The organism is Actinomycetospora aurantiaca, from assembly GCF_037401875.1.
GTDB lineage: Bacteria > Actinomycetota > Actinomycetes > Mycobacteriales > Pseudonocardiaceae > Actinomycetospora > Actinomycetospora aurantiaca.
Window position 1 is genome coordinate 181,226 of sequence record NZ_JBBEGN010000001.1, and the last position, 17,228, is coordinate 198,453.

Here is a 17,228-nt window from a genome sequence, read left to right on the forward strand (position 1 = left end):
TGCTCCCTTCCGTCGGTGAGCAACGCTAAACGTCAGACTTTTGAGTGGCAAGAGCGTCCGCGGAGATGTCCTCCAGGGCGCGGTCGGTGGTCCGCTCGCCGAGCAGGAGCAGGACGAGGCCCATGAGCAGGGCCGCCACCGCGAGGTAGACGTAGACCGCGACGAGGCCCGCCCCGCTGAAGATGGCGGCGACCAGCACGCCGCCGAGCACGCCGGCCAGCCGACCGGAGCCGTTCGCGATGCCGGAGCCGAGCCCGCGCAGCTCGAGCGGGAAGACCTCGGCGATGTAGGTGTAGAGCACGGCGACGCCGGTCTGCATGAGCATGGAGGCCAGGAAGCCGCTGACGACGATCCAGAGCGGGTCGGTGACCATCCCGAACACCAGCAGCAGCACCGCCACCACGCACTGCAGGCCGAAGATCAGCGTCTTGCGCTCGAACCGGTCGATCACCGGGAAGGCGAGCAGGGCGCCCGGGACGGCGGCGATGGCGAGCACCGAGGCGTAGGTCAGCGACTCGGCCGTGGTGTAGCCGCGCTCGACCAGCAGCGTCGGCACCCAGGAGTTGAACCCGTAGAAGGACAGGATCAGGAACACGCAGGCGGCCGACGCGACCAGGACCCGCCGTCGGGCCGCGCCCCGGAACAGGTCGCGCACCGAGGCGCTCGGGACGGCGGGGGCGGGCTGCGGCGCCGGGAGGTCGCGGCCGGTCGCCGCGCGGGCCTCGTCCTCCATCCGCGCGACGAGCTGCTCCGTCGCCTCGGTGTCGCGGCCGCGGGCGGCCTGCCAGCGCGCGGACTCGGGCAGGACGCGCAGTGCGACGAGGCCGAACACCGCGCCGAGCGCGCCGAACACGAAGATCCAGCGCCAGGTCCCGGCGCCGAGCGGGACGACGATGCGGGCCAGCCACGCCGCGATCGGCACCCCGGCGAGCCCGACGGCGAGCAGGATCGCCTGGTACCGGCCCCGCAGCGCCCGCGGGAACATCTCGCTGACGTAGACCAGCAGCACCCCGGTCATCGCCTGCAGGCCGAACCCGGTGAGCACGCGCAGCGCCCCGAGGCTCGCCGCGTCCCAGGAGAAGGCGGAGAGCAGCGAGAAGGCCGAGTAGAAGAACACCGAGCCGACGAGCACCGGCCGGCGGCCGATGCGGTCGGAGAGCCGCCCGCCGACGATCGCGCCGACGAACATCCCGACGAAGCCGGCCGAGGTCACCACCCCGACGCTGCCGATCGACAGGCCCCACTCCGTGCGCAGCGCCGGGGCGGCGTAGGCGAAGGAGTTCAGGTCGACCAGGTCGAACACGAACAGCGCCCCGAGCACGGCCACCCAGCGGCGGTGCGTGCGGGTGATGACGGGCAGCCGGTCGATGCGGGCGGCGAGGTCACCGGTCCCGGTCGTCGACGGCGGGACGTGGGGGGCGTGATCCCTCGGAGTCATCGGCGAGTCCTCTCCGGGCCCGTCGAGACGGCGGCCCCGCTGTTGTCCGGATCACAGCCGACCGTAAATGTCCGATGTATTGAGCACAAGCATCATTCCGGGACAAGCCCGCAGGCGCGGGCGAGGATCGCGCGGGCGCGCTCCACCACCGGCCGGTCGACCATCGCGCCGTCGACGACCGCGACCGCACTCCCGGCGGCCGCCTCGAGCACCGCGTGCGCCCACCGCACCGCCTCGTCGTCGGGACGCATCGCGGCGGCCGCCGGGGCCACCTGGGACGGGTGGATGCACAGCTTGGCGGTGAAGCCGCGGGCGAGGCCGTGCGCGCAGTCGCCGGCCAGGAGCGCCTCGTCGCGCACGGCGGTGGTGACCCCGTCGACCGGCCCGGGCAGCCCGGCGGCCCGGGACGCGACGGCGAGGACGGAGCGGGCGTGGGTCAGGGCGTCGCGGTCGGCGTGGTCGAGGCCGAGCTCGGTGGCGAAGTCGACGCTGCCGAACGCCAGCCGCACCACCTCGGGCCGGCGGGCGGTCGCCGCCGCGTCGAGCAGGCCCGCCGCGGTCTCCACCAGGGCGACGACGGCGAGCCCGCGGAGCTCCTCCGGCCACGGTGCGGCGGCCTTCGGGAGCATGACGGCGACCCCCCGCGCCCGCGCCATCGCGACGTCGTCGGCGAACCAGGCCGTGTCCGAGCCGTTGATGCGCACCATCGCGTCCCCACCCGCGTCCAGCCACGCCGCGACCGCCGACCGGGCGGTCTCCTTGTCCCCGGGGGCCACGGCGTCCTCGAGATCCAGCACGACGTCCGGCCCGGCGGCCACGGCCTTGTCGAACCGTTCCGGACGGGTGGCGGGGACGAAGAGGAAGGTGGTCGCGCTCGCGGGGTCCGGCATGGCGTGACCCTCGATCGTCTGACATTTCGCGTCAAGGACGGCTCGACGGCAGGTAGGCTGACCCGCGCCCGACCGATCCGCCGTCGGCGACCCTCCCGGAGCGTGATCGTCCCGTGGCTCCCACCCGGCCCTCCTCCCCCGCGACCTCGCCGGGGGACCAGGGCACCTCGCGCGCCGTGCCGGCCGCCCGGCTGAAGGTGCAGCGGGTGCGCCCGGCCTACCGGCAGGTCGCCGACGAGCTGCGCGCCCAGATCGTCGGTGGCTCCCTCGGCGCGGGCGAGCGCCTGCCGAGCGAGGCCGAGCTCAGCGGTGCGTTCGGCGTCAGCCGCAGCACCGTCCGCGAGGCGCTGCGGGTGCTCGCGAGCCAGCACCTGATCGAGACCACCCGCGGGGTGCAGGGCGGCTCGTTCGTCGCCGCGCCCGACCCGGCACGGGTCGTCGAGGACGTCGGCGGCGCGCTCGGCGTGCTCGTCATGACCCCGCAGCTGCGCCTGCACGACCTCCTCGAGGCGCGCCTCATGCTCGAGCCGTCCGCCGCCCGGCTCGCGGCGCAGCGGGCCGACGCCGACACCGTCGAGGCGATCCGACAGGCCGCCGGCGCGCCGCGCGACCTGCGGGATCCGAGTGGCTTCGTCGGCCACCTCGACTTCCACACGACCGTGCTCATGGCCACCGGCAACCTGATGATCACGATGATGGGTCAGCCGGTGAACGACGTGCTGCGCACCCGCCTGCGCCGGGTCGGCGTCGAGGCCGGGGAGTGGGACCGGGTCGACGAGTGGCACCGCACCATCGCCGACCACATCGCGCACGGCGAGGGCGCCGCGGCCGAGGAGGCCATGCGCGACCACCTCATCGCGCTGCGCTCCCTCTACGAGCGCGACGGCCTCTGGACCGACGGCCCGGCGGACGCCTGAGCCGCGCCCCGTTCCGGACGAACGGGTCGTTCGTCACCTTCTACCGTGACGAACGGCCCGTTCGTACCGTTCGGTCCTCTCACCGCAGCCGGCGCACCGGCAGCTCCTCCTCCGTGACCGACCCGTCGACCGCCCGCTCCACGCGGTAGGCCCCCGCACCGTCCCGCTCGGTGAGCGCCTCCACGAGGTCCGTGCCGCGGTAGAGCAGCCCGGCACCGTCGTCGGTGGCGTGCGCGGTGGGCAGCGCCCCGTCGCCGACGAGGCGCCGGAGGGTCGGACGACGGGACGGCTCGCTGTCGTGGTGCACCCCGTTGGCGTACGGCAGGAACCCGAGGCCGTTCGTGATCGGCCGCAGCTCCGGGCCGAACGAGTCGGTCGTGCCGCCGACGTGCCAGCAGATCGACCCCGCCGACACGCCGGTCAGCACGACGCCGGCCTCCCACGCCTCGCGCAGGATCGCGTCGAGACCGTGCAGCCGCCACAGGGCGAGCAGGCCAGCGACGCTGCCGCCCCAGACCCAGATCACGTCCTGGCCGAGCAGGTGCTCGCGCAGGTCGTCGACGTTCGGCATCGGCAGCAGCGACACGTGGCTCGCCGACCAGCCCTGGCGCCACGCGTTGTCGTAGAAGGTCATGACGAGGCGCGGGTCGTCCCCGACCGCCGTCGGCACCAGGCACACCCGCGGCGCCCGGCCCGTGACCCCCGCGAGCTCGACGGCGTGGAGGGTCAGCGGGGCGACCTGCCAGTCGAGCCGGTCGGCGCGGCGCAATCCCCCGGAGGTCGCCAGGATGGTCCGGTCGTCGGTGGGCACGGCGCTCCTGTCCTGGTCGGTAGTGTTGCGCAATTCGGCTGCGCGCTACGTTGTGCGTCCGGCGGGGCTCCAGCAGCGTGGGCCCCGGCCGCCTATCTCTCGTGCAGGGCCGCGAGGAACTCCTCGGCGAACGCGTCCACCCCCCGCGCGCCGACCTGCCGGCGCAGCGAGCGCCAGGTCAGGGTCAACCCGTCGTCGTGACCGGCCACCCCGAGCGTGACCGCCATCCGTGGCGAGAGGTTCGGCGGGCTGAACCGGACCTCGCGCACCGGACCCGCGTCGCCCAGGTCGCCGAACGACACCGGCCCGAGGTTCGACAGGATCGTCGACTCCACGAACAGCCCCTCCACCAGCGGCAACAGCCGCGGCGACACCCGCTTCAGCCCGCGCGGCACCGGCAGCGCACCGAGGACGTCGACGATCCAGCCCGCGCTGCCCTGCTCCTTCACCGCGCGCGTCTGGGCGCTCACCGCCGCCAGCGCCGCCGCGGGATCGTCGAGCTCGCCCACCGGCACCACGACGGCCACGTAGCTCGCGAGGTTCGCGACGACGTCGTCGTCCCGGCCCCGCAGGTCCACCGGCATCATCACCGAGACGCTGCGCCCGACGCACCCGCCGTGCCGGCGGTTCCACCGCAGCACCGTGCGCAGGTGCGCCGCGAGCAGCACGTCGTTGAGGGTCGAGCCCTCCGGCTTCCGCTCCCGCAGGGCGGCCACGACCCCGGGTTCCAGACGACGGGTCGCGAACGCGTGGTGGGGACCGTCCTCTCCCCCGTCGCCCGCGATCCGCGTGATGCCGGCGCGCCCGACGGCGTCGGAGGCGATCTTGGCGGCGCGGGCGGACACGTCGCGCAGGCCGCGGGCGCCCGCGAGGCGCCGCAGGTCACGGCCCCGGTCGAGGTGCGGCCCGTCGTCCGGGAGCTCGCGGCCCGCGTAGGCGTCGATCACGGTCGCGACGAAGCGGACGGCGCCCCGACCGTCGATCGCGGCGTGGTGGAAGCGGAACAGGATCCAGTCGCCGCCGTCGTCGCGGGCCACCACGACGGACACCGCCCGGTCGTCCGGCAGCTCCGACTGGAGGCGCTCCCGGGCGTCGTCGACCGAGTCCGTGACCGCCACCCCCAGCACCCCGTCCAGGACCCACCCCGCCCGGAACGACCACGGTGCCTCGGGGGCCGGTCGGGCGCGCGCCATCGGGTGGCGCCCTGCGGCGGTGGCCAGGGCGTCCGCGAGCCGGACGGTGTCGACGTGCCCCGTCACCCGGACGTCGAGGTGCACTGAGAGGACGGAGACCGCGCGGAGGTCGAGGAAGGCCTCGTCGAGCGGGGTGGCGGTGAGGGAGCGCGGCACGGCCGGGGAGTGTCCCGGGGTCGCCGTCCCGAATCCTGGTGACTCTCGTCCTTGCGACATTGGGGTGAAGAAACGATCAAGCAGGTCCGTTCGTGTCGCGGAGCGTGAGATCCACTCGATGGCGGTCACATGACGCAGCAGCTCCCCCCGTACGCCTCCCCCGAGCAGCCCACTCCCGGGTACGCCCCGGCTCCTCCTGCACCGGAGCGCACGAACACGATGGCGATCCTGTCGATCGTCTTCGCGTTCGTGTTCTCCCCGCTGGGCATCGTCTTCGGCGTCATCGGCCGCAAGCAGGCGCGCGAGCGGAACGAGAACGGTCGTGGCCTCGCGACGGCGGGGATGTGGCTGAGCATCGTGTTCGTGGTCCTCGGCGTCGTGACCGCCGTGATCGTGAGCGTCATGGCCGCGTCGATCGCTCAGCAGGTCTCCCAGCTGCCGGACGTCCCGCCCGCGTCGTCCTCGTCGTCCGACGTTCCGGCCGTGACGCCGGAGCAGCTCGCGCCGGAGGTCTCGGCCCAGCTCGGCGCCGAGGACGTCGTCTGCCCGGAGATGCTGCCCGGCCAGGTCGGCGCCACCACGGTGTGCAGCGGCACGGTCGACGGCGAGCAGGCCCAGCTCGGCGTCACCGTCACCGAGGTCTCCGGGACCCAGGTCGCCTTCCGGATCGCCCGCGTCGGCTGATCCACCCGGCCCGTCGTCCTCGTTCCGACGGCGGGCCGGCGTTGCGGCATGCACACGGTCCGCACGCTTCGCGCTCCCCCACCCCGGCGTTGCGGCACGCACACCGTCCGCACCCTTCGCACTCCCCCACCCCGGGAGTTGCGTCGCACGGAGTCGGACACCGTGATCGGGACTTCGGCGGCGAGTCGCAGCAGATCTTGGGCATGTCGCTCCCGAAGTCGTGATCATGGGCCGGGCGCTCGCCGGTCCGGGTCGCGAGTGCGACACGTGGCAGGTTCGGCGGCGTCGCAACCTGCGTCACGTCGACCTCGCGCCGCCGCGCCGCACCCGTCCTCGTCACGCCCCTCACGAGAGCGACACCACGCAGGGTCCGCGGCACCAGAACCTGCGTCACGTCGACCTCGCCGTCGTGGGCCCGCCTTGCGCGACGCAACGGCGCCGCGCAGACAGACAACCACCCCCGGCCGTGTGCGCGACGCAACGGCGGCCCGGAGCACAGCGACCACCCCGAGCCGTGTGCGTGACGCAACCACCCGGCCTTGACCTCGAGTGCGGTTCAGTTCCTAGCGTCGGGACATGACCATCGAGCTGAACCACACCATCGTTCTCAGCCGCGACCAGCGCGCCGCCGCCCGGGAGCTCGCGGAGCTGCTCGGCGTCGAGGCGACCCGGATGTACCACTTCAACGTCGTGTCGGTCGGGGGCGTGAGCCTGGACTTCATGGACGTCAGCGCCCTGCCCGCCCAGCCGCTGCACTACGCGTTCCTGGTCGGCGAGGACGAGTTCGACGCGATCTTCGGGCGTATCCGCGAGCGCGGCCTCGCCTACTGGGCCGGCCCGGGGCACTCCGGCCCGCAGCAGACGAACCGCATGAACGGTGGCCGCGGGGTCTACTGGGACTCCGTGGACGGACACGCGATGGAGATCCTGACCCGCGCGGAGTAGGCAGTGCGGCCATGGACGTCGACTGGCACCACGAACTCCTCGCCCAGCTGGAGTTCTACTGGGACACCACGCTCCGGCCCCGTCTCGAGGGGTTGACCGACGAGGAGTACCTCTGGGAGCCCGCGCAGCCAGCGTGGACCGTCCGGGCCACGCCCGGGGGCGGCACGACGATCGACTTCTCGCCGACCCCGCTCGAGCCGCCGCCGGTCACGACGATCGCGTGGCGGCTCTGCCACGTCGCCGGGCTCTGCTTCTGGCTGCGCTGGAGCAACCACTTCGACGACGGGTCCTTCGACGTCACGACGGTCGAGTGGCCGCTCACCGCCGCCGGCGGCCTGGAGTTCCTCGACGAGGGCTACCGTCGCTGGCACGACGCCCTGCGCGCCCACCCGGAGCGGTTCACCGAGCCCACCGGACCGGCCGAGGGCCCGTTCGCCGACGAGCCGTTCGCGACCCTCGTCCTGCACCTGACCCGCGAGCTGTGCCACCACGGCGGGGAGATCGGCACGTTGCGCGACCTCTACGGAGCGTTCACGACGACGGGGCGTGGCTGAGGTCGACGACGCAGAAGACGTTGCCGTCGGGGTCGGCGAGGACGACGAAGTCGGGGTGCTCCGGGTAGTCCGTCCACCCCGGGTCGGAGGCGCCGAGGTCGAGCAGGCGACGCACCTCGGCCTGCTGCTCCTCCGCGGAGTCGACGAACAGGTCCAGGTGCAGCCGGGGCCGTGGTTCGACCGGTGATTCGCTCACCATCAGCGCGAGCGTCCGCTCGCCGTCCGCGTCCACGAGCGTCTGCCACCCCGCGTCCGACCACTCCGGGGTGTTGCGCAACGACAGGGCCGCGCGCCAGAAGGCGGCGGCCCGGTCGAGGTCGGTCACTCCGAGGACGGGGAAGCCGAGTCGCAGCACTCCCCCACTGTGTCAGGAGGACACGTTCTGCGGCGGCCGGTCGTGCGACGGCGTCACGCCGACGGTCGGACCCTCCGCGAAGATCGCCGCCTCCCGCCGTCGTCCGGAACGACCCGACCGACCCACCGTGAAGAGCAGGTTCAGCAGCACCGCGGTGATGGCCGCCGAGCTGATGCCGGAGTCGAAGACGGTCTGGAACCACATCGGGAAGTGCTCGTAGAACGTCGGCACCGCGATGGGGATGACGCCCACGCCCACCGACACCGCCACGATCACCAGGTTGTTGTTGCCCTCGTAGTCCACCCGCGACAACGCCCGGATGCCGCTCGCGGCCACCGTCGCGAACAGGACGATGCCGGCGCCGCCGAGCACGGGCTGCGGGATCGAGGCGACGACCGCGCCGATCTTCGGGAACAGGCCCAGCACCACGAGGATCAGGCCCCCGGTCGCGACGACGAACCGGCTCTTCACCCCGGTGATCGCGACCATCCCGACGTTCTGCGCAAAGGCACTGGCCGAGAACGAGTTCAGCAGTCCGCCGGAGGCCGCCGTCGAGAGACAGTCCGCGCGGAGGCCACCCACGACGGTGCGACCGTCCGCGGGCCGCCCGACGACCTCCCCGACCGCGAGGATGTCCGCGGTCGTCTCCGTCATGATCACCAGCATCACGATCGTCATCGAGACGATCGCGGCCACGTCGAACACCGGCGGCCCGAACTGGAACGGCGTGGAGATCGCGAACCAGCGCGCCTCCCCGATCCGCGAGAAGTCGGTCATGCCGAAGACCGCGGCCGCGGCGGTCCCGACGACGAGGCCGAGCAGGATCGCGATCCGACTGAAGAACGTGGGCAGGAAGCGGTAGATCGCGATGATGACGACGAGCGTGAACGCGGCGAGTCCGACCGACGACGGCGACGCGAAGCCGGGCGCCTCGACGTCCGACCCACCGCCGGCCCACTTCACCGCGACCGGCAGCAGCGAGATGCCGATGACGGTGATGATCGAGCCGGTGACGACGGGCGGGAACAGGTCGAGCAGCCGGTGGAACACCCCGGAGAGCAGGAAGCCGACGACGCCGGCCACGAGCACCGCCCCGAAGATCACCTGCAGCGCGTAGGTCCCGCCGCCGGCGCCCTTGCCGATCGCGAGCATCGAGGCGACCGCCGCGAACGACGCGCCCTGCACCAGCGGCAGCCGCGCCCCGATCTTCCACACCCCGAGCGTCTGCAACAGGGTGGCGAGCCCGGAGACGAGCAGGGCCGCCGTCAGGAGGGTCGCGAGGTCGGCGAACGAGAGGCCCAGCGCCTCACCGACGACCAGCGGGACGGCGACGACGCCCGCGTACATGCTCATGACGTGCTGCAGCCCGTACACCAGCAGCGAGCCGGTGGGCAGCATCTGGTCCACCGGGTGGCGCTCGCCCTCCGGGGTCCGCCTCTTCAGGCCGAGCACGGCTCACCACCCCTGACCGGGGTCGAACGCGTCCGGCCCGGGGTCCGGGGCGTCGTCGCGGCGGACGGTGCCCTCGATGTAGCCGTAGGGGCGGTCGTCGGCGTGGAAGACCTCCTGGTGGTTCTCGACGCCGAACGGCGAGAGGTCGACCAGGAAGTGGTGCTTGTTCGGCAGCGAGAACCGCACCTCGGCGATCTCGGGCTGCTCGCCGATGATCGCCTCGCCCATGGCGTGCAGGGTCTGCTGGAGCGCGTAGCTGTGGTGGCCGGCGAACGTGCCGGACAGGGTGGCGAGCACGCGGTCGTGGGACTTCCCCCAGTCCACGTCGGCGTCGGTGTGCAGCCACTGCGCGGTCACCGACGTGGCCATGATCCGGTCCGTCGTCGGCGCCAGGGTCGTGTAGCGCTCGGTGTAGAACCCGTGGAACTCCGAGTCGGTGGTCTTCAGGACGACGAGGTCGCGGACACCGGAGACGACGTGCGCGGTGGTGCCGTCGTCGGTGACGGTGACCGTGCGGACGTACGAGCCGCGCTTCGAGAACGCGTGCGGGTGCGGCTGGCCGCCGGACGGCAGCCGGTCCCACGGCGTGGCGTCGATCTGGATGCGCGCCCGCTCGACCTGCGGCACGTCCGCGACGAAGTGCCGCGCCAGCGCCGCCGCGAACGACTCGGGCTGCCGGACGGCGTCGCCCGCCTCCTTCGCGTAGGCGTTCACCGTGTTCTTCATGGCGTCGGTGGTGAGGCAGCGCGCGTTGTCGCCGGTGAGGTGGACGTCGGAGAAGTCGCCGGTGACCGCGACGGAGACGACGTAGTCGACGATCTCGTGCGGCTCGTGGTCGCGGAAGACGCGGACGACGTGGGTCTCGGCCTTCCCGTACTGGGTGTGCCCCAGGACGATGTTCATGATCAGCTCCCTCGGTAGGTGGAGTAGGCGAAGGGGGACAGCAGGAGCGGGACGTGGTGGTGGTCGCCCGGGGAGCTCACGGTGAAGACGACCGACACCTCGGGATAGAAGGTGTCGCGGCCGGCGGCGGCGAAGAACGCGCCGGTGTCGAAGGTCAGGCGGTAGACCGCGGCCGGGCGGTCCGCGTCGAGCAGGTCGCGGGCGCGCCCGTCGGCGTCGGTCCGGGCGTGGCCGACCAGCTGCCAGGCGCCGGACCCGTCACGCTGCTCGACGGTCAATGCGAGGTCCGGGGCGGGACGGCCGGTCACGGCGTCGAGGACGTGGGTCGAGAGGCTCACGGGGACACCAGCCGTTCCAGGCGCAGTCGGGTGATCGCGGCGAGCTGCTCGCGGACCTCGTCCTGCTCGGCCATGGGGTCCGCGTCCAGCCGCCGTCGGGCCTCGGCGAGCATCTCCTCGCCGGAGCGGCCCGCGGCGCGGATCAGGAACACGTGGCCGAACCGCTGCTCGTAGGCGGCGTTCGCCTCGACCAGGGCAGCCCGGGTGTCGTCGGAGGCCCCGCCGACGCCCGACTGCTCCCGCCGGGAGGCCTCCGACTCCGCCGACGCGCCCACGACGCGGTCGCCGATGCGCGGGTGCGCCTCGAGCGCGAGCAGCACCTCCGACCACGGCAGGTCGAGCACCGCCCGCTCCCCCGCCGCCGGCAGGTCCTGCGCCGGGACCGAGCGCACGGCCTCCAACCACGCCGGGGACGCGTTGCAGGCCGCGAGCTCGTCCACCGTGATCACACCGGGGCCTGGTCGGCGACGAGCGCGCGGTGGTCCTCGGGCAGCAGGGCCCACCACCGTTGCCGCGCGGCGCGGGTGGCGTCGGCGTCCAGGTCGCCCCACAGCCGCAGCCGGGACAACCCGCCGTCGGGGAAGACGTCGAGGCGCAGGTGGTCGGCCGCCGGGGCGTCGGGCAGCAGGAAGCGGTGGCGGGTGTCCGGGCGGACCTCGACGCGGTCGAGCAGGGTCGTCCAGTCGGTGCCCGCGCGGGAGTCGCGGACCGACACCGAGACCCAGCCCGGCGCGTTCCCGACGAACCAGGTGGTGTCGACCTCGACGTGCCGCGGGACGCCGCCCGCCGCGAGCGCGAAGACCGCGTAGTCGTTGCCACCGCCGCGGCGCCGGGCGTTCTCCCAGCCCTCGCCCATGTGCCGGGCCAGGCCGGGCAGCGTCAGGTTCGCGGGCGAGGCGTAGAAGGCGTCCGAGCACTCGACGAGGCGCCCGCCGTGCTCGGCGGCGAGCAGGTCGATCGTGCCGGCGAGGAACCGCGGGTCCGCGACGACGGTGCCGTGCACCCGCAGCCGCGCGACCCCGCCGTCGGGGAAGATGGAGAGGCGGACGTGGGTGAAGCGGCGGTCGTCGTCGACCTTGTAGACGTTCGCCGTGTCGCCCTGCGCGGCCGACCGCTCGACGACGGGGTACCAGGTGGCCTGCGTCAGGTCGGCCGGGTAGCCCTCCACGGACGCCGCCTCGACCGAGATCTCCGGCGGGTAGTTGCCCTTGAAGAACGCGGTGTCGACGACGACGTGGTCGAGCACGCCGGCCGCGCCGAGACGCACGATGGCCCAGTCGTGGCCGGGTTCGCGACGACGGCGGGTCTCCCAGCCGTCGTAGACCTTGCCCTTGTGGCCGAACTCGGTCGGGTCGAAGCGCGGGGCCTCCGGACGGATGAGGTTCTCGCGCTCGGCGAAGAGCTCGTCGTTCGCGACCACGACGCTGCCGCCGAGGGCGCGCGACGCCAGGTCGGGGAGGTCGGGGGTGGTGCCGTCCATGAGGTCCTCTCTCCGGGATGGGGTGCTCGCCAGGGTTCGGCCGATGCGCCGCAGCAGCGGGGCGGGGTCGGCGATCGCGGTCGCCCGGTCCGGGGCGAGCGCGACGAGGGTGTGCACGCCCGAGAAGCCTGCGCCCCGGAGCTCCTCCGGGTCCAGGTCGCTGTCGCCGGCGACCGCGACGACGGCGGCCCCCGCGGCGCGAGCGGCCTCGGCGACGCCGGTGGGAGCCTTCCCGTGCAGCGACTGCCCGTCCAGCCGGCCCTCCCCCGTGACGACGAGGTCCGCGCCGGCGACGACCGCGTCGAAGCCGATCAGCTCCAGGACGGTGCGCACCCCGGACGCCTGCTCGGCGTCCAGGACGGCGAGTGCCGCGGCGGCCGTGCCGCCGGCCGCCCCGGCACCGGGGACTCCGGCGACGTCCCGCCCGGTCACCTGCCGCAGGACCTCGGCCCAGCGGGCCAGCGCCGCGTCCAGGAACTCGACGTCGGCGGGGTCGGCGCCCTTCTGCGGGCCGTAGATCGCGGCGGCGCCGTGCGGACCGAGCAGCGGGTTGTCGACGTCGCAGGCGAGCGTCACGCGGGCCCGGCTCACCAGTGGGTGGAGGCCGGAGAGATCCAGGCTCGCCGCGTGCTCCAGCCCGCGGCCACCGGGGGCGACCGGTCGGCCGTCCGCGTCCAGCACCCGCGCGCCGAGTCCCACCAGCAGCCCCGCCCCGCCGTCGGTGCTCGCACTCCCGCCGAGCCCGACGACGAGGTGCGTCGCTCCGGCCTCCAGCGCGTGCGCCAGGACGGTGCCGAGGCCGGTCGTGCCGGCGTCGAGCGGGGCGAGGGCCCCGCCGGGCAGGACGCCGAGACCCGCCGTCGTCGCCAGTTCGGTCACGGCCGAGGAGCCGCGGCGGGCGTAGGTGACCTCGAGCGGGTCGCCGAGCGGACCGGTCGTCGGGACCCGGACCGGCTCCCAGCCCGCGGCGAGGACCGCGTCCACCGTGCCCTCCCCGCCGTCGGCGACGGGGGCGCGGCGGACGTCCCAGTGCGGGGCGACCTCCGCGATCCCGGCGGCCAGCGCGTCCGCGACCCCCGGCGCGTCGAGGGAGCCCTTGAACTTGTCGGGGGCGAGGACGACGCGGGTCATGCGCGCTGGAGGGCCACGGCGGTGGGGGCGTCCGCCTCGACGGTCGCCAGGTCCTCGAACTCGGTGACGGCGTCGATGTCTCCGCCGCTCATCGCGATGTTCGTGACGCGCTCGAGCACGACCTCGACGACGACGGGCACCTTGTGCTCGCCCGCGAGGGTCGTCGCGCGCCGCAGGGTGGAGGCGATCTCCTCCGGGTCGGTGACCCGCAGCCCGACGCAGCCCAGGCCCTCGGCGACGACCACGTGGTCGACGCCGAAGCCCTTGGGCGTGGCCTCGTCGAAGTGGTCGGCGTTGATGTTGTCGAAGCCGAGCTGCACCGAGTAGTCCATGTCGAACGCGCGCTGCGCCTGGCGGATCAGGCCGAGGTAGGAGTTGTTCACGACGACGTGGACGTAGCCGATGTTGAACTGCGCCCCGACCGCGAGCTCCTCGAGCATGAACTGGAAGTCGTAGTCCCCGGAGAGGGCGACGACGGGCGTCGTCGGGTCGGCCACGGCGGCGCCGAGCGCGGCGGGGATCGTCCAGCCCAGCGGGCCCGCCTGGCCGGCGTTGACCCAGTGCCGCGGCCGGTAGACGTGCAGGAACTGGCCCGCGGCGATCTGCGAGAGGCCGATCGTGGTGACGTAGCGGGTCTCCGGGCCGAACACCCGGTTCATCTCCTCGTACACCCGCTGCGGCTTGATCGGGGTCTCGGTGAAGTGGGTGCGGCGCAGCATGGTCGCGCGGCGGTCGGCGCACTCCGCGACCCATCCCGCCCGGTCCGGCAGCGTGCCCGCGTCCCGACGACGGCGGGCCTCGGCCACCAGCGCGCGCAGCGCGGCCCCGGCGTCGGAGACCACGCCGTAGTCCGGCGCGAACACGCGGCCGATCTGGGTGGGCTCGATGTCGACGTGGACGAAGGTGCGCCCGCGCCGGTAGGTGTCCAGGCCGCCGGTGTGGCGGTTGGCCCAGCGGTTGCCGATCCCGAGCACGAAGTCCGAGGCCAGGAACGTGGCGTTGCCGTAGCGGTGCGCGGTCTGCAGCCCGACCATGCCGGCGGTGAGCCGGTGGTCGTCCGGGATCGTGCCCCAGCCCATGAGGGTCGGGACGACCGGCACGTCCAGCAGCTCCGCGAGCTCGACCAGGTCGGCGGAGGCGTCGGCGTTGACGATCCCGCCGCCCGCGACGATCAGCGGCCGCTCGGCGGCGGTCAGCATGTCCAGGATCTTCGCGGCCTGTGCGGCGCTCGCGGCGGGGCGGTGCACCGGCAGCGGCTGGTAGGTGTCCGGGTCGAAATCGATCTCGGCGAGCTGGACGTCGACCGGCAGGTCGATCAGCACCGGCCCCGGCCGCCCGGAGCGCATCAGGTGGAACGCCTGCGCGAACGCGCCCGGCACCTGCGCCGGCTCCAGGACCGTCATCGCCATCTTGACGACGGGTCGCGCGATGGCGGCGATGTCGACCGCCTGGAAGTCCTCCTTGTGCAGCCGCGCGACCGGGGCCTGGCCGGTGATCGCGAGGATCGGCACGGAGTCCGCGGTCGCGGAGTAGAGGCCGGTGATCATGTCCGTGCCGGCGGGCCCGGAGGTGCCGACGCAGACGCCGATACCGCCGGGCGTGGCGCGGGTGTAGCCCTCGGCCATGTGCGCGGCGCCCTCGACGTGGCGGGCGAGCACGTGCGACAGGCCGCCGTGCGCGCGCAGCGCGGCGTAGAACGGGTTGATCGCGGCGCCCGGCACGCCGAAGAGCTGGGTCGCGCCCTCGAGCTCGAGGATCTTCACCGCCGCCTCGACGGCGCGCATCCTGGGCATGGCTTCCTCTACTTCCCGCGGCCGGACAGGCGCGCGATCGTGCGGTACAGGGCGGAGTGGTCGAGCCCGCCGTCGCCGGCGGCGCGCGTGGCGGCCACGAGCTGGGCGACGAGCGCGCCGACCGGGGTGGAGACGCCGGCCTCGCGGGCGGCGGCGGTGACGATCCCGAGGTCCTTGTGGTGCAGGTCGATCCGGAAGCCGGGCGCGAACTCGCCGTCGAGCATCTTCGGTGCCTTCTGGTTCAGCACCGCGGACCCGGCGAGACCGCCGCCGAGCACCTCGACCGCGGCCGGCAGGTCGGCGCCGTGCGCGTCCAGGAACACCAGGGCCTCGGCGAGCAGGGCGATGTTGCCGGCGACGATCAGCTGGTTCGCGGCCTTCACGGTCTGGCCGGCGCCGCTCGGGCCGACGTGCACGACGGTCTTCCCGACGACGTCGAGCAGCGGCCTGGCCCGCTCGACGTCCTCGTCGGCGCCCCCGACCATGATCGACAGCGCGGCGTTCTCGGCGCCCGCCTGCCCACCGGAGACGGGGGCGTCGATCATCCGCATCTTCTGCTCGCCGGCCCGTGCGGCCAGCTCGGCGGCCGTGTCCGGGCGGATCGTCGAGAAGTCGATGACCAACGTGCCGGGTGCGGCGTGGGCGAGGACGCCGTCGTCGCCGGTGAGCACCTCGGTGACGTCGGGCGAGTCCGGCAGCATGAGGGCGACGACGTCCGCGCCCCGCACCGCCTCGGCGACCGAGTCGGCCGCGCGCCCGCCCGCGTCGACGAGCGGCTTCGCCTTCTCCGGCGTGCGGTTGAACCCGACGACGTCGTGGCCGGCCCGGGCGAGGTGCTGGGCCATCGGGCTCCCCATGATCCCGAGGCCGACGAACGCGATGGTGGTCATGCGGGGGTCCTCTCGGAGGTGGGCAGCCAGGCGAACGGGTCGGCGGCGGTGGGCTTGTACTCGAGGCCGATCCGTCCGCGGTAGCCGGTGGCGTGGATGCGGTCGATCCAGGGGCCGATCGGCAGCTCGCCGGTGCCGGGTTCGCCGCGGCCAGGGGCGTCGGCGATCTGGACGTGGCCGATGCGGCCGGCGTGGGTGTCGATAGCGGCCTCGACGTCGTCGCCGTTGACCGCGAGGTGGTAGACGTCGAGGAGCAGACGGAGGCCCTCGACACCGTGGTCGTCGCGCACGCGGTCCAGGACGGCGACGGCGTCGGCAGCGGTGAGCAGCGGGTAGGTCGGGGTGCCGCTGACCGGCTCGACGAGGACGACCGCGTTCTGGGCTGCCGCCGCCCGTCCGGCGATCGCGAGGTTCTCGGCGGCGAGCACGTCCTGCTCGGCCGGGTCGACCCCGTCGAGGCGGTTGCCGTAGAGGGCGTTGAAGCCGGTGGCGCCGAGCTGGGCGCCGATGCCGACCGTGACGTCCACGTTGTCGACGAACTGGCTCGCGCGTTTCGGGTCGGAGAGCACGCCGCGCTCCCCGGCGGGCATGTCGCCGGCGAAGAAGTTCAGGCCGGACAACGTCACGCCGGCGTCCTTGATCGCGGTGACGAAGGCGTCGACGTCGCGGTCGGCGGGGACGGCGGTCGGGAACGGCCACCAGAACTCGACCGCGTCGAACCCGGCATCGGCCGCGGCGCGGGGGCGCTCGAGCAGGGGCACGTCGGGGAACACGATCGAGCAGTTGACGGTCCACGACGCCGGTGTCGTGAGGTCCATGTCCGTCTCCTAGGCGTCGTCGGGGTCGGGCAGGCCGCGGTAGGCGCGCCACCCGCCGTGGGCGGTGATCTCGGTGAGCTCGCCGGCCGGGGCGCCCTCGAGCACGCCGGGCCGCAGCCCCACCGCGAGGACGGAGCGCCCGTCGTCGAGCTCGATGACGGTCAGCTCCAGCTCCGGCGGCTCGTCGGGGAGGAACTCGGTGCGCACGCTCTCCAGCGAGACGTCGTAGAGCTCGCCGGCGACGGAGGCGCCGTCGCCCCGGTCGGTCAGCAGCAGCGCGGGGAACGCGTCGCGCACCGAGAACAGCCGGTAGCTCGGCGCCGTGCGGACGGCCCCGAGGAACGGGTGCTTCTCGACGTTGTGGTGCAGTCGACCCCCGCGCATCGCGTCGCCGGAGCAGAACAGAGCGGGCACGAACACCTCCGTGATCCACGATGCGAAAAGTTTGTTTCGCCTTGCGAGAGACAGAGTGAGAGCCGG

The 17,228-nt window shown here is 73.7% G+C and carries 18 protein-coding genes; 4 read left to right on the forward strand and 14 right to left on the reverse strand.

Annotation, left to right across the window (positions count from 1 at the left end):
- Nucleotides 1–25: 25 nt before the first annotated feature.
- Entirely contained in the window at nt 26–1,438 is a 1,413-nt protein-coding gene (locus tag WCD74_RS00850; RefSeq protein WP_337692915.1) for an MFS transporter, read from the reverse strand.
- Nucleotides 1,439–1,530: 92 nt separating this feature from the next.
- Nucleotides 1,531–2,328: an HpcH/HpaI aldolase/citrate lyase family protein gene (locus WCD74_RS00855; protein ID WP_337692916.1), complete on the reverse strand. Its 798-nt coding sequence runs from the start codon at nt 2,326–2,328 to the stop codon at nt 1,531–1,533.
- 113 nt (nt 2,329–2,441) lie between these two features.
- Between WCD74_RS00855 and WCD74_RS00860 the strand changes: the two genes are divergently transcribed.
- Nucleotides 2,442–3,245: a FadR/GntR family transcriptional regulator gene (locus tag WCD74_RS00860; protein ID WP_337692917.1), complete on the forward strand. Its 804-nt coding sequence runs from the start codon at nt 2,442–2,444 to the stop codon at nt 3,243–3,245.
- 79 nt (nt 3,246–3,324) lie between these two features.
- Here WCD74_RS00860 and WCD74_RS00865 read toward each other — a convergent pair whose 3' ends face one another.
- Complete coding sequence (locus WCD74_RS00865; protein WP_337692918.1) at nt 3,325–4,056, reverse strand: Type 1 glutamine amidotransferase-like domain-containing protein; 732 nt, start codon at nt 4,054–4,056, stop codon at nt 3,325–3,327.
- Between the two features lie 92 nt (nt 4,057–4,148).
- The gene (locus tag WCD74_RS00870; RefSeq protein ID WP_337692919.1) at nt 4,149–5,405 is read right to left on the reverse strand and encodes a hypothetical protein; all 1,257 of its coding nucleotides are present in this window, start codon (nt 5,403–5,405) and stop codon (nt 4,149–4,151) included.
- A gap of 129 nt (nt 5,406–5,534) precedes the next feature.
- Between WCD74_RS00870 and WCD74_RS00875 the strand changes: the two genes are divergently transcribed.
- The 3 genes from WCD74_RS00875 to WCD74_RS00885 all read left to right on the forward strand — a co-directional run bounded on the left by WCD74_RS00875 (nt 5,535) and on the right by WCD74_RS00885 (nt 7,588).
- Nucleotides 5,535–6,089, forward strand: a complete 555-nt coding sequence (locus WCD74_RS00875) for a DUF4190 domain-containing protein (RefSeq protein ID WP_337692920.1) — start codon at nt 5,535–5,537, stop codon at nt 6,087–6,089.
- Between the two features lie 576 nt (nt 6,090–6,665).
- The gene (locus tag WCD74_RS00880) at nt 6,666–7,034 is read left to right on the forward strand and encodes a VOC family protein (RefSeq protein ID WP_337692921.1); all 369 of its coding nucleotides are present in this window, start codon (nt 6,666–6,668) and stop codon (nt 7,032–7,034) included.
- 11 nt (nt 7,035–7,045) lie between these two features.
- The gene (locus tag WCD74_RS00885; RefSeq protein WP_337692922.1) at nt 7,046–7,588 is read left to right on the forward strand and encodes a DinB family protein; all 543 of its coding nucleotides are present in this window, start codon (nt 7,046–7,048) and stop codon (nt 7,586–7,588) included.
- On the opposite strand, the gene WCD74_RS00890 is transcribed toward WCD74_RS00885, so the two are convergent.
- Genes WCD74_RS00890 through WCD74_RS00935 form a run of 10 tightly spaced genes read right to left on the reverse strand, consistent with a single transcriptional unit; the run spans nt 7,566 to nt 17,162 of the window.
- On the reverse strand, nt 7,566–7,943 hold the full coding sequence (locus tag WCD74_RS00890) for a VOC family protein (protein WP_337692923.1): 378 nt from the start codon (nt 7,941–7,943) through the stop codon (nt 7,566–7,568). The genes WCD74_RS00885 and WCD74_RS00890 overlap by 23 nt on opposite strands.
- 12 nt (nt 7,944–7,955) lie before the next feature.
- Nucleotides 7,956–9,395 (reverse strand): nucleobase:cation symporter-2 family protein, encoded by a 1,440-nt coding sequence (locus WCD74_RS00895; RefSeq protein WP_337692924.1) that lies wholly within the window; start codon nt 9,393–9,395, stop codon nt 7,956–7,958.
- A 3-nt stretch (nt 9,396–9,398) separates the two neighbouring features.
- Entirely contained in the window at nt 9,399–10,298 is a 900-nt protein-coding gene (gene pucL / locus WCD74_RS00900) for a factor-independent urate hydroxylase (RefSeq protein ID WP_337692925.1), read from the reverse strand.
- A 2-nt stretch (nt 10,299–10,300) separates the two neighbouring features.
- Complete coding sequence (gene uraH, locus WCD74_RS00905) at nt 10,301–10,636, reverse strand: hydroxyisourate hydrolase (RefSeq protein ID WP_337692926.1); 336 nt, start codon at nt 10,634–10,636, stop codon at nt 10,301–10,303.
- The gene (gene uraD / locus WCD74_RS00910; protein ID WP_337692927.1) at nt 10,633–11,085 is read right to left on the reverse strand and encodes a 2-oxo-4-hydroxy-4-carboxy-5-ureidoimidazoline decarboxylase; all 453 of its coding nucleotides are present in this window, start codon (nt 11,083–11,085) and stop codon (nt 10,633–10,635) included. Before uraD ends, uraH begins: the two co-directional genes overlap by 4 nt.
- Complete coding sequence (gene alc, locus WCD74_RS00915) at nt 11,082–13,247, reverse strand: allantoicase (protein WP_337692928.1); 2,166 nt, start codon at nt 13,245–13,247, stop codon at nt 11,082–11,084. Before alc ends, uraD begins: the two co-directional genes overlap by 4 nt.
- Complete coding sequence (gene gcl / locus WCD74_RS00920; RefSeq protein WP_337692929.1) at nt 13,244–15,040, reverse strand: glyoxylate carboligase; 1,797 nt, start codon at nt 15,038–15,040, stop codon at nt 13,244–13,246. The genes alc and gcl overlap by 4 nt, the downstream gene beginning before the upstream one ends.
- A gap of 8 nt (nt 15,041–15,048) precedes the next feature.
- The gene (locus tag WCD74_RS00925) at nt 15,049–15,930 is read right to left on the reverse strand and encodes a 2-hydroxy-3-oxopropionate reductase (protein WP_337692930.1); all 882 of its coding nucleotides are present in this window, start codon (nt 15,928–15,930) and stop codon (nt 15,049–15,051) included.
- Nucleotides 15,927–16,748 carry a hydroxypyruvate isomerase family protein gene (locus WCD74_RS00930; RefSeq protein ID WP_337692931.1) on the reverse strand — a complete coding sequence of 274 codons (822 nt, stop codon included), beginning with the start codon at nt 16,746–16,748 and terminating at the stop codon, nt 15,927–15,929. The genes WCD74_RS00925 and WCD74_RS00930 overlap by 4 nt, the downstream gene beginning before the upstream one ends.
- 9 nt (nt 16,749–16,757) lie before the next feature.
- Nucleotides 16,758–17,162 carry an allophanate hydrolase-related protein gene (locus WCD74_RS00935; protein WP_337692932.1) on the reverse strand — a complete coding sequence of 135 codons (405 nt, stop codon included), beginning with the start codon at nt 17,160–17,162 and terminating at the stop codon, nt 16,758–16,760.
- Between the last annotated feature and the right edge of the window lie 66 nt (nt 17,163–17,228).

Coding starts and splice junctions, on each gene's coding strand:
- WCD74_RS00850 (WP_337692915.1), bottom strand. CDS start 1,438: ATGACTCCGAGGGATCACGCCCCCCACGTCCCGCCGTCGACGACCGGG.
- WCD74_RS00855 (WP_337692916.1), bottom strand. CDS start 2,328: ATGCCGGACCCCGCGAGCGCGACCACCTTCCTCTTCGTCCCCGCCACC.
- WCD74_RS00875 (WP_337692920.1), top strand. CDS start 5,535: ATGACGCAGCAGCTCCCCCCGTACGCCTCCCCCGAGCAGCCCACTCCC.
- WCD74_RS00880 (WP_337692921.1), top strand. CDS start 6,666: ATGACCATCGAGCTGAACCACACCATCGTTCTCAGCCGCGACCAGCGC.
- WCD74_RS00885 (WP_337692922.1), top strand. CDS start 7,046: ATGGACGTCGACTGGCACCACGAACTCCTCGCCCAGCTGGAGTTCTAC.
- pucL (WP_337692925.1), bottom strand. CDS start 10,298: ATGAACATCGTCCTGGGGCACACCCAGTACGGGAAGGCCGAGACCCAC.
- alc (WP_337692928.1), bottom strand. CDS start 13,247: ATGACCCGCGTCGTCCTCGCCCCCGACAAGTTCAAGGGCTCCCTCGAC.
- gcl (WP_337692929.1), bottom strand. CDS start 15,040: ATGCCCAGGATGCGCGCCGTCGAGGCGGCGGTGAAGATCCTCGAGCTC.
- WCD74_RS00925 (WP_337692930.1), bottom strand. CDS start 15,930: ATGACCACCATCGCGTTCGTCGGCCTCGGGATCATGGGGAGCCCGATG.
- WCD74_RS00930 (WP_337692931.1), bottom strand. CDS start 16,748: ATGGACCTCACGACACCGGCGTCGTGGACCGTCAACTGCTCGATCGTG.